The 13,522-nt window shown below is 59.9% G+C and carries 12 protein-coding genes; 6 read left to right on the top strand and 6 right to left on the bottom strand.

All coding sequences use genetic code 11. The annotated features are described in order from the left end of the window. Positions 1-67: 67 nt before the first annotated feature. Positions 68-1,399 carry a deoxyguanosinetriphosphate triphosphohydrolase gene (locus tag LIY36_RS08525; RefSeq protein ID WP_192298768.1) on the top strand — a complete coding sequence of 444 codons (1,332 nt, stop codon included), beginning with the start codon at positions 68-70 and terminating at the stop codon, positions 1,397-1,399. Between the two features lie 172 nt (positions 1,400-1,571). Then, positions 1,572-1,967: a response regulator gene (locus LIY36_RS08520; protein WP_226455409.1), complete on the top strand. Its 396-nt coding sequence runs from the start codon at positions 1,572-1,574 to the stop codon at positions 1,965-1,967. A 10-nt stretch (positions 1,968-1,977) separates the two neighbouring features. Here LIY36_RS08520 and LIY36_RS08515 read toward each other — a convergent pair whose 3' ends face one another. Continuing rightward, positions 1,978-2,241 carry a hypothetical protein gene (locus LIY36_RS08515; protein ID WP_226455408.1) on the bottom strand — a complete coding sequence of 88 codons (264 nt, stop codon included), beginning with the start codon at positions 2,239-2,241 and terminating at the stop codon, positions 1,978-1,980. Here LIY36_RS08515 and LIY36_RS08510 point away from each other — a divergent pair. Continuing rightward, complete coding sequence (locus LIY36_RS08510; RefSeq protein WP_226455407.1) at positions 2,225-2,848, top strand: response regulator transcription factor; 624 nt, start codon at positions 2,225-2,227, stop codon at positions 2,846-2,848. The two genes, LIY36_RS08515 and LIY36_RS08510, sit on opposite strands and share 17 nt — an antisense overlap. Before the next feature lie 8 nt (positions 2,849-2,856). After that, positions 2,857-6,498 (top strand): transporter substrate-binding domain-containing protein, encoded by a 3,642-nt coding sequence (locus tag LIY36_RS08505; RefSeq protein WP_226455406.1) that lies wholly within the window; start codon positions 2,857-2,859, stop codon positions 6,496-6,498. Between the two features lie 109 nt (positions 6,499-6,607). Here LIY36_RS08505 and LIY36_RS08500 read toward each other — a convergent pair whose 3' ends face one another. Both LIY36_RS08500 and LIY36_RS08495 read right to left on the bottom strand, forming a co-directional pair. Continuing rightward, the gene (locus LIY36_RS08500) at positions 6,608-7,093 is read right to left on the bottom strand and encodes a GAF domain-containing protein (RefSeq protein WP_192298763.1); all 486 of its coding nucleotides are present in this window, start codon (positions 7,091-7,093) and stop codon (positions 6,608-6,610) included. Beyond that, the gene (locus LIY36_RS08495; protein WP_226455405.1) at positions 7,090-7,980 is read right to left on the bottom strand and encodes an ATP-binding protein; all 891 of its coding nucleotides are present in this window, start codon (positions 7,978-7,980) and stop codon (positions 7,090-7,092) included. Before LIY36_RS08495 ends, LIY36_RS08500 begins: the two co-directional genes overlap by 4 nt. Positions 7,981-8,143: 163 nt before the next feature. Between LIY36_RS08495 and LIY36_RS08490 the strand changes: the two genes are divergently transcribed. Further along, entirely contained in the window at positions 8,144-10,453 is a 2,310-nt protein-coding gene (locus LIY36_RS08490) for a hybrid sensor histidine kinase/response regulator (protein WP_226455404.1), read from the top strand. Here the strand turns inward: LIY36_RS08490 and LIY36_RS08485 are convergent. The 3 genes from LIY36_RS08485 to msrB form a co-directional block, all read right to left on the bottom strand. Next, positions 10,407-10,886, bottom strand: coding sequence for a MarR family winged helix-turn-helix transcriptional regulator (locus LIY36_RS08485; protein ID WP_226455403.1), 480 nt, complete (start codon positions 10,884-10,886; stop codon positions 10,407-10,409). The two genes, LIY36_RS08490 and LIY36_RS08485, sit on opposite strands and share 47 nt — an antisense overlap. Next, the gene (locus LIY36_RS08480; protein ID WP_226455402.1) at positions 10,883-11,368 is read right to left on the bottom strand and encodes a glutathione peroxidase; all 486 of its coding nucleotides are present in this window, start codon (positions 11,366-11,368) and stop codon (positions 10,883-10,885) included. Before LIY36_RS08480 ends, LIY36_RS08485 begins: the two co-directional genes overlap by 4 nt. An 88-nt stretch (positions 11,369-11,456) precedes the next feature. After that, positions 11,457-11,849, bottom strand: a complete 393-nt coding sequence (gene msrB / locus LIY36_RS08475; RefSeq protein ID WP_226455401.1) for a peptide-methionine (R)-S-oxide reductase MsrB — start codon at positions 11,847-11,849, stop codon at positions 11,457-11,459. 202 nt (positions 11,850-12,051) lie between these two features. Between msrB and LIY36_RS08470 the strand changes: the two genes are divergently transcribed. After that, positions 12,052-13,263 carry a pyridoxal phosphate-dependent aminotransferase gene (locus LIY36_RS08470; protein WP_192298757.1) on the top strand — a complete coding sequence of 404 codons (1,212 nt, stop codon included), beginning with the start codon at positions 12,052-12,054 and terminating at the stop codon, positions 13,261-13,263. Positions 13,264-13,522: the final 259 nt, after the last annotated feature.

The following is a 13,522-nucleotide window of genomic DNA, read 5'->3' as shown; positions in this document are numbered from 1 at the left end:
TCGCTTGCCCCGCCGAAGCGGAACCGGGAAGCTGGGGGGGTCATTCACCGCACGGAGAGTACCCGCCTTGGATTGGCCCACCCTGCTGACCCGCGAACGTCTTGGCAAACCCCTGCACAGCCCGGAAGAACTGGGGCGCAGCCCGTTTCACAAAGACCACGACCGCATCATTTTCTCCGGCGCGTTCCGCCGCCTGGGCCGCAAGACCCAGGTGCACCCGGTGTCGAGCAACGACCACATCCACACGCGCCTGACCCACTCGCTGGAAGTCAGTTGCGTCGGCCGCTCCCTGGGCATGCGCGTCGGCGAGACCCTGCGCGGCGCCCTGCCCGACTGGTGCGACCCCAGTGACCTGGGCATGGTGGTGCAATCGGCCTGCCTGGCCCATGACATCGGCAACCCGCCGTTCGGGCACTCCGGTGAAGACGCCATCCGCCACTGGTTCCAGCAGGCCGCCGGGCGCGGTTGGCTGGATGACATGAGCAGCGCCGAGCGCAATGACTTCCTCAATTTCGAGGGCAATGCCCAGGGGTTCCGGGTGCTCACCCAGCTGGAATATCACCAGTTCGACGGCGGCACGCGGCTGACCTACGCCACCCTCGGCACATACCTGAAATACCCCTGGACCGCCCGCCACGCCGACTCCCTGGGCTACAAGAAACACAAGTTCGGCTGCTATCAGAGCGAGCTGCCGATTCTTGAGCAGATCGCCCACAAGCTCGGCCTGCCGCAACTGGAAGAACAACGTTGGGCGCGTCATCCGCTGGTCTATCTGATGGAGGCAGCCGACGACATCTGCTATGCGTTGATCGACCTCGAAGACGGCCTGGAAATGGACCTGTTGCAATACGCCGAAGTCGAGTCGCTGTTGCTTGACCTGGTGGGCGACGACCTGCCGCAAACCTATCGCCAATTGGGCCCCGACGACTCGCGCCGACGCAAACTGGCGATCCTGCGCGGCAAGGCCATCGAACACCTGACCAACGCAGCGGCGCAGGCCTTTGTCGAACAACAAGATGCCTTGCTTGCGGGCACCCTGCCAGGGGACCTGGTGGAGCATATGCACGGTCCGGCCAAACGCTGCGTGCTCGACGCCAAGGACATGGCACGCAAGAAAATCTTTCAGGACAAGCGCAAGACCCTGCATGAGATCGGCGCCTACACCACTCTGGAGATCCTCCTGAACGCCTTCTGCGGCGCCGCGCTGGAGCAGCATGGCGGACGCACGCCTTCGTTCAAGAACCGGCGTATTCTCGACCTGCTGGGCAACAGCGCGCCCAATCCGGCGTGGCCATTGCACGCCTCGTTTCTACGCATGATCGACTTTATCGCCGGCATGACCGACAGCTACGCCACCGAAATGGCACGGGAGATGACGGGGCGTTCCAGCCCTCAGTAATCCTGTCTATCCAGCCGCCTGTTCCCTGAAAGGAATCGCCCTACGATGGGAACAGAGCGGCCTGATCGAATTCGCACACTCACTCGAAGAATAATCACGCACGTTTCTGGCCGATCTGGCGAGTAATTCCTACGCCCCAACCCACGACGCTTGACTCAGTGTGTGCCCTTTTATGCCCGAACATCACCTGCGTATCCTGTTGGTGGAGGACCATCCCTTTCAGCTCATCGCGACTCAGTGCCTGCTCAAAAGCTTCGGTTTCACGCAGCAGACCCTGGCGGAAAACGCCGAACAGGCGGTCCGTCAGATGAGCCGCTCCGAAACGCCTTTCGACCTGTTGCTCTGCGACCAATGCCTGCCGGACCTGCCGGGGCTGGAACTGGTCGAAATAGCCAGCCGCCGTGGGTTCATCAGCGCAGCGGTGTTGCTCAGCAGCCTGTCCCTACTCGAATTATCAAAACTCTATATTCAAGCGCAACAACGTCACTTGCCGTTACTGGGTTACTTGTCAAAACCGTTGAACGGCAACGAACTTTCAGCACTACTTAATCCAATATCTGATTTGTAGCCGTAGGAATTTAAACATCAACACATAAGAAAATAACCAGTACAAAGCCAACCTCGCCATCCTGACCGCAACATTCCCACCCTGCAGCCATCGACACACTGACACAGCCAGCCATAAATCCTGATGACCTGTAGGTCTCAGCCTTTTTTGATGTAGGAACATTCTTGTTTTGTATCTGCTGCCACCAGGCTTCATGCTCACACCACATCTTCTGAGCTAATGTGCCCGCTTTATTTGCACTTGCATGGAATGTGATTATGAACTCAGTTTTCATTATCGATGACCACCCCGTTATAAGGTTGGCAATTCGAATGTTGTTGGAGCACGAAGGCTACAAAGTCGTCGGTGAAACGGATAATGGTTGTGATGCGATACAAATGGTCCGTGAATGCCTTCCGGACTTGATCATTCTTGACATCAGTATTCCGAAACTCGATGGGCTTGAAGTGTTGTGCCGATTCAACGCGATGAACACCCAGATGAAGACCCTCGTCCTGACCGCGCAGTCCCCTACGCTCTTTGCCACACGCTGCATGCGCTCGGGTGCCGACGGCTATGTGTGCAAGGAAGGCGACCTGAGCGAACTGCTCAGCGCCATCCGCGCCGTATTATCCGGTTATAACTATTTCCCCAGCCAGGCATTGAACGCCGCAGGCTCAGAAAGTCACTCCCATGAACTTGAACTATTCAAATCGGTTAATGACCGGGAACTGATGGTTTTGCAACTTTTTGCACAAGGCCGCACCAACAAGGAAATTGCCAAAGGCATGTTTCTAAGCAACAAGACCGTCAGCACTTATAAAAAGAGGCTCATGCAAAAATTAAAGGCCAAATCCTTGGTAGAACTTATCGAGTTGGCAAAACGAAACGCGCTAGTGTGAGAAAGCGGATGCCCAGGCGTATAAAGGATTATTTGATTGTATTGAGCGCAGGCGTGTGCTTGAGCACCACTGTGCTCGCTGTTCAACCGGAGCCGGAACACTTCACCTTATTGAGCCGCGCAGGGTCCGTCCAACTGGACACCCCTCTGGACAAGACCCAGCGCCAGTGGTTGCAGAACAAACGCGAGCTGGTGCTGGGCACGGCACTCCCTGACTACCCGCCCTTCGACCTCACATCCAGTGGGCGTGACTACGAAGGACTGACCGCCGATTATGCCGGGATTCTGGCCAAGGCCTTGTCGATGCCGGTCAAGGTCTTGCGCTACCCATCACGCGAAGCGTCCATCCAGGCACTCGAATCGGGGGAGATCGACCTGCTCGGCACCTCCAATGGCTTTGAGGCCGCCAACCCCCTGCTCAGCCTTTCCGCGCCGTATGCGGTGGATCAACCGGTGCTGGTCACCCGCGAGGGTGAAACCCGCAGCCTCACAGATGGCCTCGCAGGGCTACGGTTAAGTCTGGTCTATCACTACCTGCCACTGGACGAAGTGCAGAAGCTGTACCCCAAGGCCCTGATCCGCGCCTACCCGTCGTACCAGAATGCGTTGAATGCGGTGGCATTCGATCAGGCGGATGTGTTTCTCGGCGATACCATTTCCACTCACTACATGATCAACAAGGGCTACCTGAAAAATATCCGCATGGCCAATTTCGGGAAGCACGAGGCCCATGGTTTCAGCTTTGCCATGCGCCAGGACCAGCACATGCTGCAGGGCATTGTCGATTCAGTGCTGGCAAAGGTGCCCACCAACGAACGCGAGAGCATTGCCAAGCGCTGGAGTGCCGGCAGCGACATCCTGCTGACCGACCAGAAGCTGCAACTGAGCAAACGCGAGGAGCGCTGGCTGAACGATCACCCGGTGGTCAAGGTGGTTGTCAACGAAACCTTCGCACCGTTGTCCTTCTTCGATGCCGACGGCAATTTTCGCGGCATCACCGCCGACCTGCTGGAGCTGATCCGCCTGCGCACCGGGTTGCGCTTCGAACTCCAGCGCGAGCGCGATGTGAACGCAACGATCGACCAGATCAACACCGGCAAGGCCGACATGATCGGTGCCATCGTTCCAAGCACCGAGCGGGAGGCCCAACTGAACTTCAGCCGGCCCTATCTCGAAAACTCCTACGTGATGTTGACGCGCAAGGAAGACCGGACGCCGAACGGCCTGGACGCGATGGAAGGCAAGCGCCTGGCGGTCACCCAGGGCAGCCCGCTGGTAAAGTTCCTGCGCGAACGCTATCCGCGGATTCAACTGGTAGAGACCGGTGACACCTTCAAATCCACCGAGCTGTTGGTACAAGGGCACGTGGACGGCGCCGTAAACACCTTGGTGATCGCCAACTACTTGCTGTCGTCACCGATGTTCCAGGACAAGATTCAGATCAGCTCCAGCATCGGCACCGCGCCGGCCACGTTCGCGCTGGCGACTTCCCGCAGGGCCACCGAACTCACGTCGATTATCGACAAGGCCCTGCTCAGCATCGCCCCGGATGAGCTGGGCGTCATCAACAGCCGGTGGCGCGGCTACACCGCCGCGTCCGACAGTTACTGGCGCAACTACCACGACCTGATCGCCAAGATCATTCTCGGCACTGGCCTGCTGCTATTGATTTCCCTGGCCTGGAACGCCTACATGCGCCGGCAGATCAAGCATCGCAAGATGGCCGAGCGCGCACTCAACGACCAGTTCGAGTTCATGCGCGCACTGGTCAACGAAACGCCCCATCCGATTTACGTGCGTGACCGCAAGGGCCTGCTGCAAACCTGTAACGACAGCTACCTGCAAGCGTTCGACGTCAAGCGCGAGGACGTGATCGGCAAAAGTGCGCTCCAGATCAGCACGGCACTCGAAACAGAGGCCGCTCAATATCACGCCGACTACCAGCGCGTTGTGGCGCAAGGCGACCCGTTGATCCTGGATCGGTCGCTGCACATCCGCGGCAAGAAACTGACGATCTACCACTGGATCCTGCCTTACCGCGATTCGACGGGCGAGGTCCAAGGCGTCATCGGCGGCTGGATCGACATCAGCGAGCGGCGCCAGCTGTTCGATGAACTGCGCACGGCCAAGGAGCGCGCCGACGAGGCCAATCGGGCGAAAAGCACTTTTCTCGCAACCATGAGCCACGAGATCCGTACGCCGATGAATGCGGTGATCGGTATGCTGGAGCTGACGCTAAAACGTGCCGACCAAGGGCACCTGGACCGTCCGGCAATCGAGGTGGCCTACAACTCGGCCAAGGATTTGCTGGAACTGATCGGCGACATCCTCGACATCGCCCGCATCGAATCCGGCCGCCTGAGCCTGGCCCCCGAGCGCGTCAACCTCAAGGAAGTGATCGAATCGGTGGTGCGGGTATTCGACGGCCTGGCGCGCCAGAAAACCCTGAGCCTGCTGCTGGAGTTCAAGCCTGAGTGTGATGACCACGATGTGCTGATCGACCCGTTGCGCTTCAAGCAGGTGCTGTCCAACCTGGTCAGCAATGCCATCAAGTTCACTGAACGCGGTCAGGTAAAGATCCGCGTGGAATTACTGGACACCGAGATCGCGCAGCAAGTCGAAATGAAGCTGGTGGTGGAGGACACCGGTATCGGCATCAACCGCGACGACCAACTGCGGTTGTTCGAACCCTTCGCCCAGGCGGACAACTCGGGGCATTTGGCCCGCAGCGGCGCAGGACTGGGGCTGGTCATCTGCCGCAGCTTGTGCGCAATGATGGGCGGCACCCTGAGTCTGAGCAGCGTACCGATGGTCGGTACCCAGGTGCATGTCAGCCTGAAAATGTCGCGCCTGCAGCCAGTCGAGGCGGTGAATGAACTCAAGCCGGTGGCGCCGGCGCCTGCCCCGGTGCTCAACGTATTGGTGGTGGACGATCACCCGGCGAACCGCTTGCTGATGTGCCAGCAACTGGGTTACCTGGGGCACCAGTTCACCGCGGCCCCGCACGGTGCTGCCGGGTTTCAGGCCTGGCGCCAGGAACGCTTCGACCTGGTGATCGCCGACTGCAACATGCCCATCATGAACGGCTACGAGTTGACCCGCTCGATTCGTGAGTACGAACAGCGGGAACAACTGCGCCCTTGCGTAGTGCTGGGTTTTACCGCCAACGCCCAGCCCGAGGAGAGACAGCGCTGCATTGAAGCGGGCATGGACGATTGCCTGTTCAAACCGATCAGCCTGACGGCACTGGAGCGGCAACTGGCGCAGATATGCCCGCAGCCATCGGGCCTCAAGCTGGACCTCGGCAGCCTGGACGCGCTCACCGGAGGCGACCCGCAACTGAGCCGGCGCCTGCTGGAGGAGTTGCTGAGCAGCAGCGGCCGTGATCGCCAGGAGCTGGTCGCCTTGCTTGCACGCGAGGCCGCAACCCAGGACATCATCGAGCAGGCCCACAAGATCAAGGGTGCAGCGCGCATCGTGCAGGCCAGCGTGTTGGCCGGGCAATGTGAAGCTCTGGAACAGGCCTGCGCAGCGGGTGAGGACCGGGCCACGATCGAAACAGGTATCAAGGCTCTGGAAAAATGCATGCTTGAACTGGAGCGGGTACTGCAAACCCAGCTCAATGAGCTGAATCGCCGGGATAACCTCTAGTTGTGGCGAGGCAGCTTGCTCCCGTTGGGCTGCGTAGCGGCGCCAAAACCGGGGAGCGCTGCGCATTCCAGCGGGAGCAGGCTCCCTCGCCACGAAAAGCGCGATGGTGTTATGGGCAGTCGGTCAAACGCAGGAAAATCGCCGCCAATTGCTCGATGCCAACGCTGTCCTGCTCGGTAAAACGCGCCAGTGACGGGCTGTCGAGGTCGAGAACGCCGATCAACTGGCCATCCTTGACCAGTGGCACCACCAACTCACTGTTGGAGGCACTGTCGCACGCGATATGCCCCGGGAACGCATGCACATCTTCCACCCGCTGGGTTTGCCGCGAGGCGGCTGCGGCGCCGCACACACCACGACCAAACGGAATACGCACACAGGCGATCTGGCCCTGGAACGGCCCCAGCACCAACTCTTCATTGCGGTTGAGGTAGAAACCGGCCCAGTTGAGGTCGTCCAACTGGTTGAACAGGAACGCAGAAAACTGCGCACTGTTGGCGATGAAGTCACGTTCATCGGCGAGCAGCGACTCCAGTTGCGCACACAGCATGGCATAGCCGTCGAGGCCGGTGCCGGCGTGTTGTAGATCGATCATGGTTGACGCTCCAGCAATTTGAGGCCCACCCAGTAACGGGCGAATTGATATGCGCAACGGCCGTTGCGGTTGCCGCGTCCGGTGGCCCAGCGCACGGCGAGGATGTCGAGCGCTTCGTCACGTTGCCACGGCAGGCCGGCCTTGCCCGCCAGTTCGCCGATCCAGTGCTCAACCACATCCAGGAAGTGTTCCTGGGTAAACGGGTAGAACGACAGCCACAGGCCAAAACGGTCGGACAGCGCGATCTTGTCTTCCACCGCCTCGCTGGGGTGCAACTCACCGTCCACACGTTTCCAGTTGTCGTTGTCACTCTGGTTTTCCGGTACCAGGTGACGACGGTTCGACGTGGCGTACAGCAGCACGTTTTCCGGCGCCTGCTCGAGGGATCCATCGAGCACGCTCTTGAGCACGCGATAGTCGCCCTCGCCCGCTTCGAACGACAGGTCATCACAGAACAGGATGAAGCGTTGCGGCAGCTTGAGCAGCTGCTCGACCACACGCGGCAGGTCGGCCAGGTGGTCGCGTTCGATCTCGATCAAGCGCAGGCCGGCCGCTGCATGCTGGGCCAGCAAGGCGCGAACCATGGACGACTTGCCGGTGCCGCGCGACCCCCACAACAACGCATGGTTGGCAGGCAGGCCGTCGAGAAACTGCTGGGTATTGCGCGCCAGGGTTTCCCGTTGCTTGTCCACGCCGATCAGGTCGGACAGGCGCATATCCAGGCTGACTTCCAGCGGCAGCAAGTAACCAGTGCGGCCTTCACGCTGCCAGCGGGCAGCCAGGCAGTGGCTCCAGTCGATGGTTTGGCGCGGCGCGGGTAACAAGGGTTCCAGGCGGGCGAGCACTGCATCGGCCCGCTCAAGAAAGGCATTCAATCGAGAATCCACGATTATTCCTCTGGCAAGTTCTTGCAAAAGATGGCGTATTGGCAGCCCCGCGGCAAAACACACGAGGCTGCGTAAAAAACGATTAATGCCGGGCAAGCCAGAGCCGGTGGATGTTCAGCTATGCTTGCCGGGCGAAGGGAAACGTGAAGTGGTTCAACACTCAATGGATATCAAGTTCGCCCACCGCTTGTCTTATAAACAAGCCAGATTGACTGTGCTGGTCGGTTTCGTCTTGGGAACCTTGCTCAGTCTGATCCAAATCGGCATTGATTATGCCAGCGAAGACGCATCCATCAACCGTGAAATACGCTCGTTGCTCGAAATCAGCCACAACCCCGCGTCACGTATCGCCTACAACATCGACGCCGAACTGGCGCAAGAGCTGACCCTGGGCCTGCTGCAATCCCCTGCGATCATCCGCGCCCGTCTGGTCGATAACAACGGCGTGGTACTGGCTGACGTCAATCGGCCACGCAAGGAAAGTACCTACCGCCCCATCAGCGATTTCCTGTTTGGTGCCAATCGCCAGTTTGAAGACCGACTGTTCCTCAGCCACATGCCCAACGAATCCCTCGGCGAATTGCACCTCGACGTCGATACCTACGCGTTCGGCAGCCGATTCCTGCGCCGCGCCGAAATCACCTTGCTCAATGGCTTTGCCCGCAGCCTGCTGCTGACCGGGATCCTGCTCGCCCTGTTCTACGTGATGCTGACCCAACCGCTGGTGCGCATCATCCACGCCCTGAGTACCAGCAAGCAGACGCGCCTGGATTGCCCGCCCGGCCACGAGCACGACGAAATCGGCGTGCTGGTGAACGTCGCCAACCAGCAATTTGAAAACATGGAAACCGAGATCCAGCAGCGCCGCCACGCCGAAGACCGCCTCACCGAATACCTGGGGCAACTGGAAAATATCGTCTCGGCCCGCACCCTAGAACTCAAGACCAGCAATCAGCGCCTGAGCCAATCCAATGACGAGCTGGAGGCGGCGAAGGTCAACGCCCTGGGCATGGCCCAAGCCAGGGCCGCGTTCCTGGCGAACATGAGCCATGAAATCCGCACACCGCTCAATGGCTTGCTGGGGATGATCGCCCTTAGCCTGGACAGCCCGCTGACCGCCGAACAGCGCCAGCAACTGTCGATAGCCCATGACTCGGGCAAAGTGCTGGTGGAGTTGCTCAACGACATTCTCGACCTGTCCAAGTTTGACGCCGGCCAGTTGGAGCTGGAGTCGATCCCGTTCGACCTGGGTTCGTTGGTGGAAGATACCGCGAACCTGCTGTCGCAGAACGCCGCCTCAAGCGTGGAACTGACCTGCCTGATCGACCCACAGTTTCCGGCCCAGGTGATCGGTGACCCGACACGCGTGCGGCAGATCGTCAGCAATTTGTTGTCCAACGCGCTGAAATTCACACGCTTTGGCCGTGTGGACGTGCGCCTGAGCACCCACAATGACCAAGTCAGGATCGAGGTGTGTGACACCGGTATCGGCATTGCCCAGGAAGCGCAGGTGAAGATCTTCCAGCCCTTTACCCAGGCCGGCGCAGGCATCACCCGCCAGTTTGGCGGCACCGGGCTGGGCCTGGCCCTGACCTACAACCTGTGCGAAGCGATGCGCGGGCGCTTGAGCATCAGTTCAGAAGTCGGCTTCGGCAGCCAGTTCTGCGCCGAATTACCGCTGCCCACACATTTACCGGCGGTTCAGCAGGCGCCTCTGCAAGGCGAGGTGATCGCCATTACCAGTGCCGGCAGCGGCCTGGCGGAATTGCTCACCACCCTGCTACCACATTGGGGGCTCACGCCACGCTGCTATCCCCGCGATGCCGACTTGGGCGGGCAGAGCCCCGATCTGTTGATCACTGACTGCCCCGAATGCCTGTTCCGCCTGCGCCCGACGATCAGCGCCCCGATCCTGTTGGTCACCGCCTATGGCAACTTCATGCCCAGTGAAGAAGTCGCGGCCCTGGCGCCGTTGCAGCAACAGGCGCGCCCGTTGAGCCGCACTGCGCTGTACCAGATCCTGCATCGCAACCTGCGCAGCGACACGCAACCGTTCCTTGACCCGATCCAGATCGAGACCCCACCCCTCGCGCAGCGGGCACGCATCCTGCTGGTAGAGGACAATCCGGTCAATCAACTGGTGGCCAAGGGCATGCTGAGCAAGCTGGGCTGTGAAGTGGTGATCGCCGCCCATGGTGGCGAAGCGCTCAAGTTCCTTGAGGAACAGCGCTTTGACATGGTGCTCATGGACTGCAACATGCCGGTCATGGATGGCTACGAGGCCAGCCGGCAGATCCGCCGCAGCGGGCGCTGGCCGGACCTGCCCATCGTGGCCTTGACCGCCAATGCCCTGGCCGAAGAACGCGAACGTTGCCGAGCAGCGGGGATGAATGACTACCTGGCCAAGCCATTCCGTCGTGAAGAGCTCAATGGCCTGCTGGATCTGTGGGTGCCGAGGACGACAAGTCTTTGATCTGCGCCAGCAGTTGGTCCAGGCCATCGCGCAGGGCATCGGCCTGGTTCAGGTCGACGCCGCTGTCGCACAGCAAGCGGGTTTTCAAGGCGTGGGCCTGCCCCTTCAACTGCGCGCCCGCCTCGCTCAGGCTCAAATGCACCTCACGCTCGTCCCGTGCACTGCGCTGACGCAGCACCAGCCCGAGTTGCTCCAGGCGCTTGAGCAGGGGCGTGAGCGTGCCCGAATCGAGCATCAACCGCTGCCCCAGCGCCCGCACCGTGGGCAGGGCCGGGGCCGCCGCGTGCCATTCCCACAGCACCAGCATGGCCAGATACTGCGGATAGGTCAGGCCGAGCTGATCGAGCATGGGCTTATAGGCACGGGTCACGGCGCGGGAAGCGGCATAGAGCTTGAAGCACAGCTGATGGTCGAGGGCGAGGGAGACGGTCATTTGAGCAGGGCTTCGATCTCTTGAGTCAGGTCCTGGGGCTTGGTGGTCGGGGCGAAACGCTTGACCACCTGGCCGTCGCGACCGATGAGGAACTTGGTGAAGTTCCACTTGATGCCTTTGGAGCCGAGCAGGCCTGGCGCTTGCTGTTTCAACTGGACGAACAACGGGTGGGCATCGTTGCCATTGACGTCGATTTTCTTGAACAAGGGGAAACTGACGCCGAAATTCAGCTCGCAGAACTCAGAAATCGCCCCTTCGTTACCCGGCTCCTGCTTGCCGAACTGGTTGCAGGGAAACCCCAATACCACCAGCCCCTGGTCCTTGTAGGCCTGCCAGAGTTGCTCCAGCCCTTTGTACTGCGGGGTGAAGCCACATTTGCTGGCGGTGTTGACCACCAGGATGGCCTTGCCGGCGAAATCGGCCAAGGTTTTTTGCTCACCCTTGATGGTGGTGCAAGGAATGCTCAGCAGGGGATTGCTCATGGCAGTGCCTCGATGACAAAGGAGGAAAGAGGCTGAAAGATAGCTTCCAATTCAATTGCACGCAATTTAATCATGCATTCCTGTCGTGCTAGCGCGGCACGAAATCGAGGCACACCGAGTTGATGCAGTAACGCAAGCCCGTCGGCGGCGGGCCGTCCGGGAACACGTGGCCCAAGTGGGCATCGCATTTGGCACAGGTAACTTCAGTGCGGATCATGCCGTGGCTGACGTCACGGATCTCGATCATCGCACTCTCGGCAATCGGTTCGTAGAAGCTCGGCCAGCCGCAGCCTGCATCGAATTTGGTGCTGGAATCGAACAGCGGCTCATTGCAGCAGATGCAGTGATAAACGCCATCGGTGGTGGTGGCATTGTATTTGCCGGAAAACGGGCGCTCAGTGCCTTTGAGGCGACACACCTGATACTGCGCCGGGTCGAGCATTTCCCGCCATTCCTCAAGGGTTTTCTGCAACTTTTCCATCGATACACCTCGGCAACTGAAAAACCCTGATCTGTATCTTTTCCGTAGATCAGGTGGCACGTATGATTGCGCCTCTTCAAAACGCCAGTCTGGCACCCGCGCCATCGGCATTCAAACGTATTTATGGGGGCGGGCCCCGCAGGATTCGCAGTACGGTTGTGTCCACACCGTCTGGATCGTTCATTTTCAGGATCACATCGCCATGCAGGTCAGCAAATCGAACAAGCTCGCCAACGTCTGCTACGACATTCGCGGCCCGGTGCTCAAGCACGCCAAGCGTCTGGAAGAGGAAGGCCATCGCATCCTCAAGCTGAACATCGGCAACCCGGCGCCCTTTGGTTTCGAAGCGCCGGACGAAATCCTCCAGGACGTGATCCGCAACCTGCCGACGGCGCAGGGCTACAGCGACTCCAAGGGCCTGTTCAGCGCGCGCAAGGCGGTGATGCAGTACTACCAGCAGAAACAGGTCGAAGGTGTCGGCATCGAGGACATCTACCTGGGCAATGGCGTGTCCGAGTTGATCGTGATGTCCATGCAGGCCCTGCTCAACAATGGCGACGAAGTGCTGGTGCCGGCTCCGGACTACCCGCTGTGGACCGCCGCCGTGACCCTGGCCGGCGGCCACCCGGTGCACTACCTGTGTGACGAAGGCGCCGACTGGTTCCCGGACCTGGCCGACATCAAGGCCAAGATCACCCCGAACACCAAGGCTTTGGTGATCATCAACCCGAACAACCCGACCGGCGCGGTGTATTCCAAGGAAGTGCTGCTGGGCATGCTGGAACTGGCGCGCCAGCACAACCTGGTGGTGTTCTCGGACGAAATCTACGACAAGATTCTCTACGACGACGCCGTACACGTATGCACCGCCTCCCTGGCGCCGGACCTGCTGTGCCTGACCTTCAACGGCCTGTCCAAGTCCTACCGCGTGGCGGGTTTCCGTTCCGGCTGGATCGCGATCTCCGGTCCCAAGCACAACGCCCAGAGTTACATTGAAGGCATCGACATGCTGGCCAACATGCGCCTGTGCGCCAACGTGCCGAGCCAGCACGCCATCCAGACCGCCCTGGGCGGCTACCAGAGCATCAACGATCTGCTCCTGCCCCAGGGGCGCCTGCTGGAGCAGCGCAACCGCACATGGGAACTGCTCAATGCCATCCCCGGCGTGAGCTGTGTGAAACCGATGGGCGCGCTGTACGCCTTCCCACGCATCGACCCGAAAGTCTGCCCGATCTTCAACGACGAGAAATTCGTGCTCGACCTGTTGCTGTCGGAAAAGCTGCTGGTGGTCCAGGGCACGGCGTTCAACTGGCCGTGGCCGGATCACTTCCGTGTAGTGACCTTGCCGCGTGTGGATGACCTGGACATGGCCATTGGTCGCATCGGCAACTTCCTCAAATCCTATCGCCAGTAACGACAATGACGCTGTACGACCGGGAATAGGTCGTACAGCGATTATCTGGCAACACTTCTCTACCCTTTTATCCCTCTTCCCTGTCTCGGCCCCCCCATAAAGCGCTCAGCCCCCTATAATTACGGGGCGCGACGGAACAGGCATAACGATCAAGGCGGGCTTTAGGGATCGGAAATTCCCTTCAAGACTCTACATTCAGGCTGTAGGACACAGTTTGAAATAGTCGCTCGGTTGAATAGCCCCAAGCCGCACCTTATAT

Source organism: Pseudomonas sp. AF03-9, assembly GCF_020515815.1.
Taxonomy (GTDB): domain Bacteria; phylum Pseudomonadota; class Gammaproteobacteria; order Pseudomonadales; family Pseudomonadaceae; genus Aquipseudomonas.
Note: the sequence above shows the minus strand (reverse complement) of the source record. Positions and strands in the feature narration are given on the sequence as shown.

Excerpts from the sequence above, each read along its gene's own strand:
- LIY36_RS08520 (WP_226455409.1), top strand. The coding sequence starts at position 1,572 with ATGCCCGAACATCACCTGCGTATCCTGTTGGTGGAGGACCATCCCTTT.
- LIY36_RS08510 (WP_226455407.1), top strand. The coding sequence starts at position 2,225 with ATGAACTCAGTTTTCATTATCGATGACCACCCCGTTATAAGGTTGGCA.
- LIY36_RS08515 (WP_226455408.1), bottom strand. The coding sequence starts at position 2,241 with ATGAAAACTGAGTTCATAATCACATTCCATGCAAGTGCAAATAAAGCG.
- LIY36_RS08505 (WP_226455406.1), top strand. The coding sequence starts at position 2,857 with ATGCCCAGGCGTATAAAGGATTATTTGATTGTATTGAGCGCAGGCGTG.
- LIY36_RS08500 (WP_192298763.1), bottom strand. The coding sequence starts at position 7,093 with ATGATCGATCTACAACACGCCGGCACCGGCCTCGACGGCTATGCCATG.
- LIY36_RS08490 (WP_226455404.1), top strand. The coding sequence starts at position 8,144 with ATGGATATCAAGTTCGCCCACCGCTTGTCTTATAAACAAGCCAGATTG.
- LIY36_RS08485 (WP_226455403.1), bottom strand. The coding sequence starts at position 10,886 with ATGACCGTCTCCCTCGCCCTCGACCATCAGCTGTGCTTCAAGCTCTAT.
- LIY36_RS08480 (WP_226455402.1), bottom strand. The coding sequence starts at position 11,368 with ATGAGCAATCCCCTGCTGAGCATTCCTTGCACCACCATCAAGGGTGAG.
- msrB (WP_226455401.1), bottom strand. The coding sequence starts at position 11,849 with ATGGAAAAGTTGCAGAAAACCCTTGAGGAATGGCGGGAAATGCTCGAC.
- LIY36_RS08470 (WP_192298757.1), top strand. The coding sequence starts at position 12,052 with ATGCAGGTCAGCAAATCGAACAAGCTCGCCAACGTCTGCTACGACATT.